Source organism: Erythrobacter sp. (genome assembly GCA_019739335.1).
In the GTDB taxonomy this organism is placed as follows: domain Bacteria; phylum Pseudomonadota; class Alphaproteobacteria; order Sphingomonadales; family Sphingomonadaceae; genus Alteraurantiacibacter.
In genome coordinates this window covers 1,922,803-1,939,580 of sequence record CP073261.1, presented here as the reverse complement: position 1 = coordinate 1,939,580, position 16,778 = coordinate 1,922,803, and the positions used below count along the sequence as shown (strand labels likewise).

At 63.8% G+C, this 16,778-nt stretch carries 16 protein-coding genes, 1 tRNA gene and 1 riboswitch; of the genes, 7 read left to right on the top strand and 10 right to left on the bottom strand.

What is annotated here, in order from left to right:
• Positions 1-3 precede the first annotated feature (3 nt).
• Positions 4-639 (top strand): MarC family protein, encoded by a 636-nt coding sequence (locus JY451_09530; protein ID QZH74000.1) that lies wholly within the window; start codon positions 4-6, stop codon positions 637-639.
• A gap of 2 nt (positions 640-641) precedes the next feature.
• Here the strand turns inward: JY451_09530 and JY451_09525 are convergent, their stop codons facing one another.
• Both JY451_09525 and JY451_09520 read right to left on the bottom strand, forming a co-directional pair.
• Positions 642-1,256, bottom strand: coding sequence for an LON peptidase substrate-binding domain-containing protein (locus JY451_09525; protein QZH73999.1), 615 nt, complete (start codon positions 1,254-1,256; stop codon positions 642-644).
• Positions 1,253-2,206 carry a tetratricopeptide repeat protein gene (locus tag JY451_09520; GenBank protein ID QZH76667.1) on the bottom strand — a complete coding sequence of 318 codons (954 nt, stop codon included), beginning with the start codon at positions 2,204-2,206 and terminating at the stop codon, positions 1,253-1,255. Before JY451_09520 ends, JY451_09525 begins: the two co-directional genes overlap by 4 nt.
• A 208-nt stretch (positions 2,207-2,414) precedes the next feature.
• On the opposite strand from JY451_09520, the gene JY451_09515 reads away from it, so the two are divergent.
• Positions 2,415-2,489, top strand: a tRNA-Gly gene (locus JY451_09515).
• Between the two features lie 153 nt (positions 2,490-2,642).
• Here JY451_09515 and JY451_09510 read toward each other — a convergent pair.
• The 5 genes from JY451_09510 to JY451_09490 form a co-directional block, all read right to left on the bottom strand.
• Positions 2,643-3,584: a hypothetical protein gene (locus tag JY451_09510; protein ID QZH73998.1), complete on the bottom strand. Its 942-nt coding sequence runs from the start codon at positions 3,582-3,584 to the stop codon at positions 2,643-2,645.
• Positions 3,585-3,659: 75 nt separating this feature from the next.
• Complete coding sequence (locus JY451_09505) at positions 3,660-4,046, bottom strand: type II toxin-antitoxin system death-on-curing family toxin (GenBank protein QZH76666.1); 387 nt, start codon at positions 4,044-4,046, stop codon at positions 3,660-3,662.
• 133 nt (positions 4,047-4,179) lie between these two features.
• Entirely contained in the window at positions 4,180-4,407 is a 228-nt protein-coding gene (locus JY451_09500; protein ID QZH73997.1) for an AbrB/MazE/SpoVT family DNA-binding domain-containing protein, read from the bottom strand.
• A gap of 79 nt (positions 4,408-4,486) precedes the next feature.
• A complete protein-coding gene (locus JY451_09495; protein ID QZH73996.1) occupies positions 4,487-5,722 on the bottom strand; it encodes an AAA family ATPase in 1,236 nt (411 codons plus the stop codon).
• On the bottom strand, positions 5,608-6,303 hold the full coding sequence (locus tag JY451_09490) for an AAA family ATPase (protein ID QZH73995.1): 696 nt from the start codon (positions 6,301-6,303) through the stop codon (positions 5,608-5,610). Before JY451_09490 ends, JY451_09495 begins: the two co-directional genes overlap by 115 nt.
• 199 nt (positions 6,304-6,502) lie before the next feature.
• On the opposite strand from JY451_09490, the gene JY451_09485 reads away from it, so the two are divergent.
• The gene (locus JY451_09485) at positions 6,503-6,988 is read left to right on the top strand and encodes a DUF892 family protein (protein ID QZH73994.1); all 486 of its coding nucleotides are present in this window, start codon (positions 6,503-6,505) and stop codon (positions 6,986-6,988) included.
• Positions 6,989-7,010: 22 nt separating this feature from the next.
• Here JY451_09485 and thiC read toward each other — a convergent pair whose 3' ends face one another.
• Together thiC and JY451_09475 are read right to left on the bottom strand one after the other, a co-directional pair.
• Positions 7,011-8,918, bottom strand: a complete 1,908-nt coding sequence (gene thiC, locus JY451_09480) for a phosphomethylpyrimidine synthase ThiC (GenBank protein ID QZH73993.1) — start codon at positions 8,916-8,918, stop codon at positions 7,011-7,013.
• 31 nt (positions 8,919-8,949) lie between these two features.
• Entirely contained in the window at positions 8,950-9,348 is a 399-nt protein-coding gene (locus JY451_09475; protein ID QZH73992.1) for a hypothetical protein, read from the bottom strand.
• Positions 9,349-9,389: 41 nt separating this feature from the next.
• Positions 9,390-9,500: riboswitch (TPP riboswitch) on the bottom strand.
• Between the two features lie 107 nt (positions 9,501-9,607).
• Here JY451_09475 and JY451_09470 point away from each other — a divergent pair.
• From JY451_09470 to JY451_09455, 4 genes are all read left to right on the top strand, one after another.
• Positions 9,608-10,018 carry a hypothetical protein gene (locus tag JY451_09470; protein QZH73991.1) on the top strand — a complete coding sequence of 137 codons (411 nt, stop codon included), beginning with the start codon at positions 9,608-9,610 and terminating at the stop codon, positions 10,016-10,018.
• Between the two features lie 233 nt (positions 10,019-10,251).
• The gene (locus tag JY451_09465) at positions 10,252-13,050 is read left to right on the top strand and encodes a YadA-like family protein (protein QZH73990.1); all 2,799 of its coding nucleotides are present in this window, start codon (positions 10,252-10,254) and stop codon (positions 13,048-13,050) included.
• Positions 13,051-13,261: 211 nt separating this feature from the next.
• Complete coding sequence (locus JY451_09460; GenBank protein ID QZH73989.1) at positions 13,262-15,403, top strand: hypothetical protein; 2,142 nt, start codon at positions 13,262-13,264, stop codon at positions 15,401-15,403.
• Between the two features lie 48 nt (positions 15,404-15,451).
• Positions 15,452-16,069, top strand: a complete 618-nt coding sequence (locus JY451_09455) for an SOS response-associated peptidase family protein (GenBank protein ID QZH73988.1) — start codon at positions 15,452-15,454, stop codon at positions 16,067-16,069.
• On the opposite strand, the gene JY451_09450 is transcribed toward JY451_09455, so the two are convergent.
• Positions 16,066-16,644, bottom strand: coding sequence for a hypothetical protein (locus JY451_09450; GenBank protein ID QZH73987.1), 579 nt, complete (start codon positions 16,642-16,644; stop codon positions 16,066-16,068). The two genes, JY451_09455 and JY451_09450, sit on opposite strands and share 4 nt — an antisense overlap.
• Positions 16,645-16,778: the final 134 nt, after the last annotated feature.

Genomic DNA, 16,778 nt, shown 5'->3' with positions numbered 1-16,778 from the left:
CCGATGCTCGAACTGTTCCTCTCCGCCTTCATCACCCTGTTCGTGGTGATCGATCCACCCGGCTGCGCGCCGATCTATGCCGGCCTGACCAAGGGCGCGAGCGCGGCGCAGGCGCGCAACATGGCGATCCGTGCCTGCGTGATCGCAAGCGTGATCCTGCTGGTGTTTGCGCTGTTCGGGCAGCAATTGCTCGGCGCCCTGCACATCGAACTCGACAGCTTTCGCATCGCAGGCGGCATCATGCTGTTCATGATCGCCATCGACATGGTGTTCGAAAAGCGCACCCAGCGGCGCGAGGAACGCGCGGTCAAGGTTGCCGCCCAAAGTACAGGGGGGCCCGAAGTGGAGGACGTTTCGGTGTTCCCGATGGCGATGCCGATGCTCGCCGGGCCGGGGGCGATTGCGGCGGTGATGCTGTTGCAGAATGAGGCCGATGGACCGGAAGAATCGCTGGTGGTGCTCGGCGCGCTGGCGCTGGTGATGGTGCTCACCATGATCGCCCTGATCGCCGCCGGTCCGCTGATCCGACTGCTGGGCGACCGGGTGGAAGCGGTAATCACCCGACTGCTCGGCGTGCTGCTGGCAGCGCTGGCAGCGCAATATGTGATTGACGGACTACGGGGGAGCTTCGGGCTCTGAAACTATTGAAGAGTTACATGCCCCTCGTCCGGGTCGCCCTTGGCGAAGAACTCCAATAACGAAACCAGCAGGTCGCACCTTTCCCTAAGGTTCCGCGCTTCCAGCAAGCCCTGCTTCGCCGCAGAATCGAACGGCGCGATCTGCGAGACGCCGTTGATCAGCGTCACATCGTCCAGCTGCGCCACCGAATCCCAGTCGATCGCATAGCCCTGCGCATCGGCGAACTTGCGCGCTTCGTGCTCGAAGCTGGCGCGTTCGCCGAGCGAGAGGAATTCCTCCTTCGGCTCCTCGATCAGCTCGGCCTCGACCTGCCGGAACGGGGTGGCGACATCGAGTTCGCGTGTCACGCGGAAGCGCGATTCGCCCAGCAGCACGATATTGTAGCGCCCGTCCTCGCTGGTCTCGACATCTTCGATCTTGCCCACGCAGCCGACACTGAACAGCGGCGCGCCCTTGCCCGGCTCGGTCGGCTGGATCATCCCGATCCGCCGGTCCCGTGCCAAGGCATCGCCCACCATCGCCCGATAGCGCGGCTCGAAGATGTGCAGCGGCAGGTGCAGCCCCGGAAACAGGATCGCGCCCGTGAGCGGAAAGATCGAGAGGCGCTTGATCGTCATCCGAACAGGATCAGGCTGAGCTTGCGGCGCTGGGCGGAAACCCACGGGTCCGCCATGCCCACTGCTTCGAACAGCTGCAGCAGCTTGGCCTTGGCGGGGCTTTCCTCCTCACCGCTTTCCTCGCTGGAGTGGCGCTGGATCGCGCCGAGCAGCACTTCGGCGGCCTCGTCCCTTTCACCTGCGGCGAAAGCAGCTTCGGCAAAGGCGATCTGCGCCTCGGCGTCGGCGGGGCGCTCGGCAGCTGCCGCCCGCAGCGACTGCAATTCGCCCGGATCGACCTTGGTCCCGGCCAGTTCGATCGCCACCTGCGCCTGAGCGACCAGCGGATCGCCCTGCACCTCGGGCGGCAGGGCAGCATAGGCTGCCTGCGCGTCCTCCACCCGCCCCGCAGCAGTCAGCGCGCGCAGCAGGCCTGCCTGCACATCGGGTCGCTGGGAAATCGGCGGCGGCGCATTGTCTGCAATCTGGCTGTACAGCTCCACCGCCTTGTCGCTCTCGCCCGCTGCCAGCAGTTCCTCGCCCATGGCCAGCATCTGCGCCAGTTGCGCTTCCATCTGCGCCTGCTCGTCGTTCGCGGCGGGATCGTAGGCGCCCGGCTGCACCGGCAGTTGCTTGAGGATCTCGTCGAGCGCGGCCTTCAGCTGCGATTCGCTGCGCGCCGGGGTCAGGTCGGCCACCGGCTGGCCCTGGAACATCGCATAGACGGTGGGGATCGACTGGACCTGGAACTGCCCGGCGATGAAGCGTTCGGCATCGACATCGATCTTGGCCAGCACCACGCCCTTGTCGGCATACTCGGCGGCAACTTTCTCCAGCACCGGGGTCAGCGCCTTGCACGGCCCGCACCATTCGGCCCAGAAATCGACGATCACCAGCTTGGTCTGGCTGGGATCGACCACCGCCTTGCGGAACCGGTCCACCGCCTTCTGTTCGTCGAGTGAGAGGCCCATGCTTGCCAAGGTAATGCTCCTGTATTTCGCCCACTGGCGTTAGCGGCCAATGTGGCATCTGGGAGCCATTTGTGAAGGGCAAATGCGGAATTCCCGCGAGGAGCCGCCCCGGCACCGAAATCGGCGAGATTCCCCCTTGCAGGCCCGCAAGCCCGGTGCTAACCGCCCCGCTCCCTATCCGGCACCATGTGCGGATAAGCGCCAGTGAGCGGGCGTAGCTCAGGGGTAGAGCACAACCTTGCCAAGGTTGGGGTCGAGGGTTCGAATCCCTTCGCCCGCTCCATTTTCCTTCCGGAAATCACCGTTCGGGAACCGCTTGCCGGGGGTGATCTCCGCGCATGCGCGTCTGGGGCGCGGCTGACGCGGGGCTGGGGCGCGGCATAGACCGCGCAGTCATCCCGCAACCGCAAAAGTTGACACGAAGTTTACACCAAAACTACCCAGCGTCGCGCGAGCGGGCAGGCCGGGTCTTTCGCGCCTTTGCGGCTTCCACGGGGTCCAGCCAGGCGCACCAGTCGGCGAATTCGGCATCGCTCAGCCCCTCGCGGCGGCCGACCTTCTTGTCGGCGAGCCGCCCGCGTTCGGCCTGCGCGGAAAGTTCCGCAGCGCGCAAGGCTTCGGGCGATCTCGCCTCGCGCTGTTCGGAGAGGAAGCGCGGCAGCGCCCCGTCGGCCACATCGGCGGTGAGCAGATCGCTGGCGAGCTGTTCGGGATCGACCAGTTCCTCCACCGGCGCGGGCAGCCTTGGCTCCATCGCCCGCAGCGCGGCGTCGAGCGAGGCATGGTCCGGGTTCCGGCTTTCGGCCCCCTTCCCCGCCCGCTCCCCGGACACCGAACCAGACCCCAAACCAGACCAGGCCCCGCCGCGCCGTTCGCGTGCGGCGGCCGAGTAGATCTCGGGCCGCAGGTGGCGCAGCAGAAAAGTCAGCAGCCGGTCGTTGTAGACGGTGCGCGTGCCCGCCAGTTGGCCCTGCCCGTCATAGCTCTCGACCTCGGCCCCCTCGATCGCGCGCTCGAAGGCAATGTCCTCGATCAGCGCCCCGGCCAGCTCGCGCGCCCGGTCCCACGCGCGGGCGAAAGCCCCGGCATGGGCCGCGCGCCGCAACGCATAGGCGCTTTGCCGCGTCATCCCGACTTCCTTCGCCGCGAGGCCGACCAGCCCGGTATCGGCCAGCACCTCGATAAACCGCCGCTGCTTCTCCTCGGTCCACCCGTCATACCGCGGGCGACGGCGGACCGGCACCCAGCGGTATTCGGCGGGATCGTAGCCGGGGGCGGTGAGGGCGAAGTCGGCTTCGGTCTCGGGGGCGGTTGCGGGAGCGGGAGCGGCGGAGGACGCGGCGGGCGCGGGCAGGCGCTGGGGGGCGGGCTTGGTCATCCGGCAGGATGAGGCACGGATGGGGGTATGTAGGAAAGTGTTTTTGCCCTGTTGGGCGCTACCGGCAGCGGAGTTTTACTCCGGCGTTGTGAGGCGGGTGCGGAACCAGTCCGCGAGTTCATCCTCCGCCAGTTCGCCTGCCTCGAGGGCGAGGATCGCCACCACCAGTTCGGCATCGCTGGCATTGATGCCGTAGCCGTTCAGCGAGAGGAAGGTTTCCGCCACCACCGCTGCGGTGCGCTTGTTGCCATCGGTGAAGGGATGGTTGCGGGCAATGCCGTAGGCGTAAGACGCGGCGAGCGCGGCAATTTCCGGCTCGCCGCATTCCGCCAGATTGCGCGGGTGCATCATCGCGCTTTCGAGCGCGCCGGCATCGCGCACGCCCTTGTTTTCCCATTTGGCTGCGCCGCCGTGCTCGGTAAGCTGCTCGGCATGGGCGGCCAGCACCACTTCGGTGGCGATCCAGAAGTGCTTCAAATCCCCCTCCCGCTTGCGGGAGGGGTTAGGGGTGGGAACGACCACCACCCGCTTTCAGGCGCACCCACAGCCGCTGGGGCTTCGCCCCCTCTGCGAGTCCCCGCCAGCGGGAGGGGAGTCACTTCGCGAGTTCGCTAAGCGCCCGCTTGCGCCGCGCCATAACCTCGCGCGCGGCAGCCATCTGCGCTTCGAAATCCGGCTCCGCCGCCGAAAGCTCGATCCCGCGCGGCGTGGTGACGACCGACAACGTCCCGCCAACCTCGACATCGAGATGCGCCAGCACCTCCTTGGGCAGGATGATCCCGGCGGAATTACCGATGCGGGTGATCTTGAGCAGCTTGTTCATACGGGTGTTATAACGGGGAGTTCGGGTGGGGGCAACGCCAGATGAAGCCGGTCTGAGGTCATTTTCGGCAAATTTCCCGTCAACGCATTACCAGTGAAAGAAGCTCTCTAAATCGTTCCTTCGTCTGCTCACTAAGAGAGTCCCTTACCCTTCTAAGCTTATCCTCTCCGACATTGTCGAGGCTACGCATCATGGCAAGATACTCCTTCTTCGAAATGTCTGCACTGTCAATATCAAGTGCAATCTTCGCGATGGCAGATTTTTCCTCCTTAGAGAACAAATCTTCCATCTCGCCCCCCTCAAGTGGAATATATGCAATCTCTTGGGCAGACAGACCAAAGTCCTTCACGTATTTCTTCCCGTTCTTCAATCCCTCCTCGTCAGAGTCAAGCAAGACACAAAAAACTGCGCGCCAACCTATGTTCAACGAAATTAAACCTGACAAAGCAGAAGCAGACGTGCCCGGGTATATTGCGTGTGATCTTTTGAGCTCAAGAACTTGGATCATGACTTCCAGCGTGATAGCATCTGACGGACCCTCGGTTATGACCGCTCGTTCCCACGGAATATCGAGATTATTCGGTACTATATCAAGACAATCTAGTAATGGCTGGTAGTAAGAAGCCTTAGCACTTTTACCCTTGATATAGTCACCCCACCTAGTGCATGTGACAGTTCCTTTATCACGAGACACAACATATGTATTTTTGACGTTAGCAGGCGAAACGAGGTATCTACTGTGTGTGGTGTAAACGAGCGTTGTATCTTCTACCAGCGCGAAGAAGTCCTGCACCATTTTTTGCTGAGCCGTGGAATGAAGATTTGATGCTGGTTCATCGATGAGGTACACCGGCTTTCCAGACCCTTCTCTAAGTTTCTTGCGCCTAAATTCGGTCTTCATCAAAAAAGCTAAATACCAAACCGCTCCTTTACTTCTTTCATGTACAGAGAAGGTTGTGCCATCATTGTCGGATATCTTGATCTCAAAATATTTCTTAACAGGATCATAGGCTATCTCAGCATCATCGATGTCCTTCACACCTGAAAGATCTTCCCATTTCTCAGTGAATGTCTTTTGAAGGGTCTTGTTTACTCGCTTCAGTACCGTTCTAGCATCGTTTTCTCGTGGATTTGATTTGTTAAAATACTCTTCGTAAGCTTTTATCGATAATGTTGCGTCAGTATTATAAAATAGCCCATCTACAATCTCATACCATGAATAATTGTAAGCGGAATTTTGCTTTTTTGTGTATATTCTACTCGGTATTGCATCTTGAAAATCTTCAAAGTACAGTATGAATGGGCATTGAGACACGATACTTTGTGCAATAATGCGCTCAATCTTTGGATCGGAGAAAGGTTTTCATCCTCAAATTGGTAGAAACTTTTTCCGGGATTGCCACCGCTGAACGGAATGACGCGACTAATTCTAACTTTCTTTCGCAGACTCAAATCTCGAAGAAACTCGTCGACCTCTGACTTTACGGTAGCGTCGAAGCCTGCGGCTTTCAGCGCTTGCTTAAATGCCTGATAATTTAGCGGTTCAGCAAACTCGATCTCCGCAGAAATTTGGCACGGGGCGCTTGAGCTAACTTCTTGCTTATTTCGCATAGATGTGAAGAACGGTTTAAGTTTCTCCGGGGGTGGGTCGTTATTGAAGTCAAATGCCTCAATTGCTTTCAAAATACTTGTCTTTCCAGACTCGTTTAATCCAAGCAAAAGGACCAAATCATTCTTTGTGAAATCGAGTGAGACGCCCGAAAGTCCACGAAAATTCGAGACCTTGAATCCTTTATAGGAAAAATAATTTACCGGCTGCTTTTCTCTCTCAAGAAACAAGATGAGCGGATCAAGATAATACTCAGCCCAGATCTCGTAAATTGACCGTTGCACCATCGCCCACCCCCATTTTTCTGCGTACTAGTAAGGCTAACAAGATGCCCGACGCTTGCAAATAAATATCATCTAATCCGCCTCATCCCCTCACGTTCGATAGTTTCTAACGGCTGGTGCGTTGAGCTCGAAGATTGCTGTACTAAGCCCCGAAACCCCCTCCCCCCTCACGCGTTCCTCTCCCACGAAAGGAACCAGAGAAATGGCCGAAGTCGAAACCCCCAGGGCGCTGCTGGTGATGGCGGTGCAGGACCTGCACGATGGCGAGTGCGCGATGGTCGCGCGGCTGGGCAGGGTGCGCGACTGCCTGGACGACGAGGTGATGCGCGAACTTGTCCGCGACGATGCCGCGCTGGCGCAGGCGCAGCGGGACGAGCTGGCGGCGATCGCAAGCAGTCTCGATGCCGAACCGCAGGACGAGCCGAACGTGTGGCTGCGCGCGATCCTCGACGATGCGGACAACGACTGCCAGACCATCGCCCACGGCCCCTTGCGCGACATTGCGCTGGCGGGCGCGCTGCGCAAGGGCAAGCAATCGCAGCGGGTGAGCTATGAAACCGCCCTCGCCCTCTCCCGCAAGCTGGACCTGGGCGAGGCGGCGGACAGGCTCTCGCGCATGGTGGAGCGCGCGGAAGCGACCGACGGCGCGCTCGCCACGGCGCTCGACCGGCTGAGCGCGGGGTTGTAGCGGCCCCGCGCCCGCAGCTCGATCAATCGTGCTCGCGGTCGCCCTGGCCGATGTAGAGTTCGCGCCCGGTCTCGTTGTAGACGCGGCTCATTTCCGCCATTCCCTTTTCGGCGGCGGCTTCATCGACAGGCCCTCCCCCGGCCCCTCCCGCAAGCGGGAGGGGAGTTTCAACCGCCACGAAGGTCTCCACGCCCGCATTCTGCTTCGCGGCAAAATCGCGCACTTCCTGCGTGATCTTCATCGAGCAGAACTTGGGCCCGCACATCGAGCAGAAATGCGCCGTCTTCGCGCCTTCCGCCGGGAGGGTCTGGTCGTGGTATTTCTCCGCCGTGTCCGGGTCGAGGCTGAGGTTGAACTGGTCGCGCCAGCGGAATTCGAAGCGGGCCTTGGACAGCGCATCGTCGCGCACCTGCGAGGCCGGGTGGCCCTTGGCGAGATCCGCCGCGTGGGCGGCCAGCTTGTAGGTCACCACGCCCACCTTCACATCGTCCCGGTCGGGCAGGCCGAGGTGTTCCTTCGGCGTGACGTAGCAAAGCATCGCCGTGCCGTACCAGCCGATCTGCGCCGCGCCGATGCCGCTGGTGATATGGTCATACCCCGGCGCGATATCGGTGACGAGCGGGCCGAGGGTGTAGAACGGGGCCTCGCCGCAGGCTTCGAGCTGCTTGGCCATGTTCTCCTTGATCTTGTGCATCGGCACGTGGCCGGGGCCTTCGATCATCACCTGCACGTCCTGCTCCCAGGCGCGCTTGGTCAGTTCGCCCAGCGTGTAGAGTTCGGCGAACTGCGCCTCGTCGTTGGCATCGGCGATCGAGCCGGGGCGCAGGCCGTCACCCAGCGAATAGGCGATATCGTAGGCCTTCATGATCTCGGTGATCTCGTCGAACCGTTCGTAGAGGAAGCTCTCCTTGTGATGGGCGAGGCACCACTTGGCCATGATCGAACCGCCGCGGCTGACGATGCCGGTGACGCGCTTGGCGGTCATCGGGATGTAGGGCAGCCGCACGCCCGCGTGGATGGTGAAGTAGTCCACCCCCTGCTCGGCCTGTTCGATCAGGGTATCGCGGAACACTTCCCAGGTCAGGTCCTCGGCAATCCCGCCGACCTTTTCGAGCGCCTGGTAGATCGGCACGGTGCCGATGGGCACGGGGCTGTTGCGGATGATCCATTCGCGGGTGTCGTGGATGTTGCGGCCGGTGCTGAGGTCCATCACCGTGTCCGCGCCCCAGCGGATCGACCAGACCATCTTGTCGACTTCGCTGGCGACATCGCTGGCGACGGCGGAATTGCCGATGTTGGCGTTGATCTTGACGAGGAAATTGCGCCCGATCGCCATCGGCTCGGCTTCGGGGTGGTTGACGTTGCTCGGGATGATCGCCCGCCCGCGCGCCACTTCGCTGCGGACGAATTCGGGAGTGACGTACTCGGGGATTTCCGCGCCCCACGAATTGCCGTCGATTTCCCGCCGCACGAATTCGCGGCCGAGGTTCTCGCGCTCGGCGACATATTCCATTTCGGGCGTGATGATGCCCCGGCGGGCGTAATGCATCTGGCTGAGGTTGGCACCCGGCTTGGCGCGCAGCACGGTCTTGTGGACATTGGGGAAGGCGGGGACGCCGCCGGAACGGTCCGGGCCGAGCTGGCCGTTATCCTCGGGCTTGGTCTCGCGCGCGGCATACTCCTCCACGTCGCCGCGTTCGAGCTGCCACTGGCGGCGCAGCTGCGGCAGGCCGGCGCGGATGTCGATTTGGGCGGCGGGATCGGTGTAGGGGCCGGAGGTATCGTAGACCCGCACCGGCGGATCGCCCGCGCTCGGCTCCAGATCGATCTCGCGCATGGCGACGCGGCGCGGCCCGACATGGATCTTGCGGCTCCCCCGGATCGGCCCGGTGGTGACGCCGATTTCGAACTGGCTGTTGATGTCGGCCATGGTCATTCTCTCTTGAAAAGGGGGTGGGAATTCAGAAGCGCAGCAGGGCCACGCAGACAAGGACGATGCCGAGCGCGAGCGAAAGCAGCGCCCATACGGTATCGACCTTGCCGAACAGGCGGCTGGCAAAATGCAGGAAAGGCTTGCCGAAGCCGAGGATCACCAGGCCCTCCACCGCCATCCCTGCGCCCATCACCGTGATGAGTACCGACAGCCAGTCCTGCGGCTGCCACGGATTGACGAGGTAGATCACCGCGCCGAGCGAAAGCACGACGATCCCGGTGAGGAAGCGCAGCGCCTCGTTGTTCTCGAACCCGTCGAGCATGGCTGCCCAGCTGCCGGGCGAACGCAATTCCCCGATTGCCGCCCCAAGCGCGTACAGCCCGGTAAACAGGGCAATCCAGCTCGTGATACTATCCGCTTGGGCCATATCTGCGCGTTCCTCTCCACGGTTTCGGGGGAACGGATGCCTGCGCACAAGCCGCCCTTCCCTCCGCCCGTGCTAACGGGTTCAGGTTCGACGGGTCGGGTGGAGCCTAGCCCACCCCTCTCAGCGATAGGCTCGCTCCCCGGGGATCGGCTAGGTCTAGCCGCTCCCCGCAGCCATGTCGAGCGGGACCATCTTGATAAGGACAGGGGCGCAGGACTTTGCTACAGAAGCGGTCACGGGACACGAACGGAGAGATGTCATGACCAAGAGCGCCCTGTCACTCACACTCGCCGCCGCTGCGGCCGCCATTGTGGTGCCTGCCACACTGGCGGCGCACCACGGCTGGGGCTGGACGCAGGACGAGGAGAGCCGCATTTCCGGCCAGATCGTTTCGATCAGTTTCGGCAATCCGCACATGCAGGTGCAGCTTCGTCGCGAACTGGGCGGCTTCGGCGGCAGCGAGATCTGGAACGTCGATCTTTCGCCGCCGATCGTCGCCGAACGATCAGGCTTTGGGCCGGATCATGCCGCTGCCGGAGACGAGGCGATCATCACCGGGCATCGCGCCCGCGACATGGACGTGCGCGCCTTCAAGGGCGAGACGATCACAGTGCGCGGGCAGACGTTCAATGTGTACCCGCAGCGCGAGATCACGCTCCAGCCGGAGTAGGAGTCGGGCGGACGGTGGCCCGTATCAGGACAATTACATAGCTTCGCATCACTACCCGCTTGCGCAAGCAGGGCTGTGCGATAGTCTTGGCCTTGCTCCGGCGCGGCATTCCGCCTGCCGGCGTCACGAAAGGACGTGGTCGGCGAGGGGGACGCTGGGGTCGCAAGCAGCCGTAAGGCGCAACAGCAAAACAAGTCACCCGTCGGCAACGCCTCATCACAGGAGTTGCTGCAATGTCCCGGATTATCTTCTCGACCTCCGCCGCCGCGCTGGCCATCGCCGTGGCTTTCCTCGCCATGCCTGCCAAGGCCGACGATTGCCTGCTCGACACCAACAACGACGGCAACGCCGACAGCAACGTCGATACCGACCTGGGGGCCAATTCCGGCGGCACCGACACTCTGCTGGCCTGCGGACAGAATGCAACTGCCACGGGTCTCAATACCACTGCGATTGGTGCAAGTGCGCAAGCGACCGCCGATTTCGCTACCGCACTGGGAAGTGCCTCGACTGCATCGGCGGACCGCTCGCTTGCCGTCGGCCGCATTTCGACCGCCAGCGGCATTAATTCGACCGCCGTTGGCCATTTCTCCACTGCAACTGGCCAGAACGCGATAGCCGTAGGCCAAAACTCGGCTTCCCTTGCACTTGGCTCAACTGTAATTGGGCAGTTTGCCAGCGCAAATGCATTGGCGACTGAAGGCGTGGCCGTCGGAACACGCGCCTCAATCACTGCTATCGATGCAATCGCCATCGGCCGCGACAGCGACGCGACAGGGCCAGGCGCCGTAGCTATCGGAGCGCTGGCCCAAGCAACGGTAAGCAACGCTACCGCGATCGGAAACTCAGCCAATGCATTCGGAGCCCGTTCGACGGCTATCGGGTCATTCTCGGAGGCGTTTGGTTCGGGCTCCACTTCGCTCGGCCATTCTAGCGAGGCAGGCCAGTTTTCAGATTCGTCCTTGGGCGCTTTCGCCGTTGCAGAAGGTTCACAATCCACCGCCGTCGGCGCCGAAGCACAGGCCTTGCAGTCCAATGCCAATGCAATCGGCTTCAGTTCCCGCGCTACCGGTGTAGGGAGCATTGCATTGGGTGGGGACGGCGGCGATGCGCTCACTCTGGGGGCAGTCGCCAGCGCCAATCTGGCCATTGCCATCGGGACTGACTCGCTCGCCAGCAATGTCCAGGCGACTGCGCTTGGTGCCAATAGCGAAGCCACCGGCCAAGACTCGACGTCGGTCGGTGCTTCCAGTTCTGCTACGGGTCAATCGTCCGTAGCATTCGGGCAGGGCGCGCAGGCAACGGGCGGCTTCACCACCGTGGTCGGTGCCTCAGCGATCGCGAGCTTGGGAAGCGGGGTTGCGGTTGGCTTTTCCGCCGAAGCTTCCGGATCCGCCGCAACTGCTCTCGGCTCGTCTTCAACGGCAAATGCGGCGCTGGCGATTGCTGTAGGCAGCGTGGCTCAGGCAACAGGTGTGGCCGCGACCGCGTTCGGAGCCAATTCGTTGGCGAGCGGTTCTGGCGCGATTGCATTGGGCAATGTAGCGCAGGCAACCGGGATCCACAGCATCGCCATCGGCACCGACGGCGACGATGCGGACAGCGTCGGCGCATCAGCGAGCGCGGACCGGTCGGTAGCCATCGGCATCGACAGCTCGGCCTCGGGGGTGCGCGCGGTAGCGCTGGGCAACGGCAGTTCGGCAATTGGTCCGATCGGACTCGCGCTGGGCAATGCTGCCGGAGCGGTAAGCTATTCGTCGACAGCCATCGGCGACAATGCGGCTGCCTTCGGCAACGGCTCGGTCGCCTTCGGCAGCTTCTCGACTACGGCAAGCCCAATCGCCGGGCCGCAGACGGGCGGCAACATTGCCATCGGCAGCAATTCGGACATCGTTGCCGGAGCCGCTTCTCCCCAGCTAGCCCTCTCGACCCTGGCCAACGGCGGCAATGCCATTGCCTTGGGAACAGCGACGCAGGCGACCGGTGCTTCGGCACTGGCCTTTGGCGCCTTCGCCGCCGCCAGCGGAGCGCGCGGCATCGCTATCGGCACTGACGGGGATGACGACCTTGCGCTGGGCGCACAGGCGACAGGTATTTCTGCAATCGCCCTTGGCGTCGATGCCGAAGCACTGGCGGAGGACGCCACCGCGATCGGGCGCGATGCGCTCGTTACTGGCCTACGCAGCGTGGCGCTGGGCAATGCGGTGGAAGTGACGAACAACAACGCCACTGCCGTCGGCGCCTCTGCCGGGGCCACCGGCCTGTCCGGCTCGGCCTTCGGAGCGCTGGCGCGGGCCGATGCCCAGAATGCGACGGCCGTTGGCCGGTCGACCGATGTCACCGGGATCAGCGGGACGGCGGTGGGCTTTTCTTCCACCGTTTCCGGCACCCGCGGCACGGCGGTGGGTGCCGGAGCCAGCGCCTCCGCCACCCGCGGTACGGCAGTGGGCGACAGCGCCGTGGCGGACCAGGTGCAATCGACCGCTCTGGGCTACCTCGCCAACACCACTGCCGCCAACCAGGTGATGATCGGCGGGGCAGGCTCCTCGGTCGCCATCGGCGACATCATGTCGAGCGATGCCGTGCAGGTGGGCGAGGAGCAGGTCGTTACCATCGATAGCGCCGGAACGCTGGGTGTCTCGAACGTGGCCAGTGCCGCCAGCGTCGCCAATGTCCGGGTCAGCGTCGATTACCTCGCCGCCGTCACTGATGCGCAATTCAGTGCCCTATCGGGCCGTGTCGGCGGACTGGAAAGCGGGCTTGTTGCCACCAATTTCCGGCTGGACGAATTGTCCGAGGAATCGCGCAGCGGCATCGCCGCTGCCATGGCTCAAGCGGAGCCGCCTTTCCCACCAGAGCCGGGCCAGACAGGGTATGCCTTGCGCAGCGCAACCTATCGCGGGGAGTACGGGTTCAGCCTCGGCATCAGCCACCGACTCGCCATCGACGTGCCGCTGACCATCAATGCCAGTGTCAGCCATTCGGGCGGCAGCAACACCGGCGGCTCGATTGGCGTGGCGGGCATATTCTGATCCGGCTTCCCGCTGCGGGACACCCTGCCTATGCGATTGACGGCGGCAGGCCGCCGTGATTTAGGGCTGTGTCACGGGCGGGAGATAATCCTCGCCCACGGCATATCGTGCAACAATACAGCAATCGGGTCGCACCGCGTTACCATGTCCCTTGTCGGACAGGCGCGACCTGCGTTCTTCCGGCGGGGACCAATCCTCGGGAGGACCCCCTATGCTTACCACCAATCGCATCCTTTTCGCCGCCACCCTGCTCGCCGGCACTGCCGGAGCCGCGTTGCTGCTGACCCCGCAACAGGCGCGGGCCGACGATTGCCTGCTCGACCGCGACAACGACGGCGTGGTTGATGCCGGGACCGACAACGACGGCGGGGCCAATTCGAACAATCAGGACAATGCCCTGGCCTGCGGCGTCGGTGCGCAGGCGACCGGCGCCTCTGGCGCGACGGCAATAGGGGCCTCGGCGATTGCCAGCGGCCAGGAAGCGACTGCGGTCGGCGAAAATGCCGACGCCACCGGGCAAGCTTCTACAGCTATCGGTGAGGACGCCCAGGCCACGGGCTTCATGGCCACTTCGCTGGGATCATCGGCCAATGCCGGCACCTTCCGGGGGGCAACGGCCATCGGGGCCTTCTCCTCGGCCTCCAACACCGGCGCGATCGCGCTGGGTGGCGACGGAGGCGCCGGCTTCACCGGCGCCTCCGCTTCCGGCGTCCAGTCGATTGCGATCGGGGACAGGGCAGTGTCCAGCAATGCCGGAAGCATCGGCATCGGCGGTCAGGCGAGTGCAACCGGAAATCGCTCGGTTGCCATCGGCGGGGATAACGACGGCAACGGATTTGGAGCGCAGGCAGCAGGCTTCAACGCAACTGCCGTGGGTACGGACAGCTCTGCTGCGGGTGCGAATACGGTAGCACTGGGAAACCGGGCATCCGCTGGAGACAATTCAGGCACCGCAGTCGGCAACAGCAGTTCGGCTACGAGCTTAGGCGGAACGGCGCTGGGTGCCTCGGCCATCACGAACGGCACCAACGGCACTGCCGTCGGTGTCGATACACAAGCAGGCACGAATTCGTTTGCCGGGGGGGCTGGAGCAAGGGCCAGCTTTACTGCCGACGTAGCGATTGGAGGATTTGCAACCACCGCGGGAGGAAGCGGGATCGGCGGCAATATCGCCATCGGCGGGGCCAGTGGCGGGGGTGGGTCATACGGTCCCGGCGGGGTCAGCCTGTCCGGGCCGGCAGCCCGCACCACTGCCAACGGCGGCAATTCGATTGCGCTGGGCACAGCTGCGCAGTCGACCGGGGCATCGGCGCTGGCGCTCGGCAACCTGTCGCTGGCCAGCGGGCTTGGCGCCATGGCTTTCGGAGGGGACGGGGCGGATGACGATACGGGGGGCCAGTTCGGCGCCCGCGCCACCGGAGCGCAATCCATCGCTTTGGGCGTCGATGCCGAGGCGCTGGCGGAGGACGCCACCGCGATCGGGCGCGATACGCTCGTTACCGGCCTGCGCAGCGTGGCGCTGGGCAATGCGGTGGAAGTGACCAACAACAATGCCACAGCCGTTGGCGCCTCTGCAGGGGCCACCGGCCTATCCGGCTCGGCCTTCGGCGCGCTGGCGCGGGCCGATGCGCAGAATGCGACGGCTGTTGGCCGGTCGACCGATGTCACCGGCATCAGCGGCACGGCGGTGGGCTTTTCTTCCACCGTTTCCGGAACCCGCGGCACGGCGGTGGGTGCCGGAGCCAGCGCCTCCGCCACCCGCAGTACGGCAGTGGGCGACAGCGCGGTGGCGGACCAGGTGCAATCGACCGCTCTGGGCTATCTCGCCAACACCACTGCCGCCAACCAGGTGATGATCGGCGGTGCGGGATCTTCGGTGGCCATCGGCGACATCATGGCTTCGGACGCTGTGCAAGTGGGCGAGGAGCAGGTCGTTACCATCGATAGCGCCGGAACGCTGGGTGTCTCGAACGTGGCCAGCGCCGCCAGCGTCGCCAATGTCCGGGTCAGCGTCGATTACCTCGCTGCGGTGACTGATGCGCAATTCTCGGCGCTGTCGGGCCGCGTGGGGTCGCTCGAATCCAGCCTTGCAGCGACCAACTTCCGCATCGAGGATGTCAACCAGCGCCTCTCCGGCGGGATTGCGGCTACGGCGGCGCTGGGCAGTGCCATTGCCCTGCCCGACCAGAGCTTCACCATCGGCGGCAATGTCGCCACCTACAACGGTGAACAAGGCTATGCCGCCACCATCACCGGGCGAGTGAGCGAGAACTTTGCCGTCGGCGCAGGGATCGCGGGCAATACCGGCGATGGCGAGATCGTGGCGCAGGCGGGCTTTGCCTTCGGGTTCTGATCGCCCGTTGACGCTTGGTAAGGGCACGGTCAGGGCGTTTGCGCACCCATGACCGTGCTCTACCGCCTGGATGCCGACGCCGCAGCGATCGGCCACGCTTTCGCAATCGACGGGGGCGATGATCCGTGGGCGGGCGGCTATGTCGCACCCGGCAGCTTCGCTCCGGTCATCACCGCCGGGCGGGAATTCATTGCCGGGCCGGGCCAGCCACGCCAGCCGTGGCGGATGGTTCCGCGCCTCTGGGGCGTGCCGCCGCCGCCCTCGGCTACCGACGCCGCGCGCCCGGTGCTTACCGTGCGCAATCCCGACAGTCCGTTCTGGACCGGCAACCTGCGCAATCCGGAATTCCGCTGCCTCGTCCCCGCCACCATGTTCATGGAATGGGGCGCAGGGGCTGATCGCGAGGGCAAGCGCCGCCAGCACTGGTTCGGCACCAGCGACCAGCCGCTGTTCGCGCTCGCCGGAGTGTGGAAAGACAGCGAAGTGCCCGCCTTCGCACTGCTCACCTGCGCGCCCAATGCCTCGCTGAAAGCGGCTGGGCGCGATGCCATGCCGGTTATCCTGCCGCCGCATCGCGGGGCCTGGGCGACCTGGCTGCACGGCGGGTGGGACAAGGCTAGCGCGCTGCTCCAGCCCTATTCGTCCTCGCTGATGGAGGAATTTTAGCCTTCGGCAGGGCGCGCCGCGCTGATGGCCAGCGCGAGGAACAGCGTTGCCGCCGTGCCGCAGGCTCCGGCCAAGAAAGTCGCCGAACCACCAGCCAGCGCAAACAGGTTGGTCGCCAGCGCCGCCAAGCCTGCCAACAGCGCGAGCATTCCCAGGATCTTCGCCAGTCCTGTCGCCCCGCTCCATGCAGCCAGACCGAGTGCCACGGCCGCCGCCGCAAAGCCAATCTTGCCGGCGTGATAGATGAAGAAAGCGAAGTCCAGCACCGCGCCCATCACCGGGGCGAGCGGATCACCGCCCTCGCCCAGCGGGCCGAACATCGTGATGCCGATCCCCACTTGCAGCACGTTGAACAGCCCGCCCAGCACCAGCCCGCCCGCCACCAGCGGCGTGTCGCGCACCAGCACAAAGCCCAGCAAGGCAACGGCGAGGAAGGCCACGGCCTCGCTCCGCCACAGCACCAGCGCTCCGGCAGTTCCGCTCACGCCGGTGGAAATGTAGAGCACCTGCGTCACCACGGTGGCGATCAGCGCGACGGCAATCAGCGGCGTGGCGCGTGCGGTGGTGAGATACATGGCCAATTCCCTCTGCTTGCCCTTCTCGCTGTTCGCCACCGCCCCAACCCCGGTTACATCGCGCCTAAAGCACACTTTGCCTGGAGCACCGCTTTCGCTATGCCCGTTGCAACAGAAACCAACCATTGAGGACC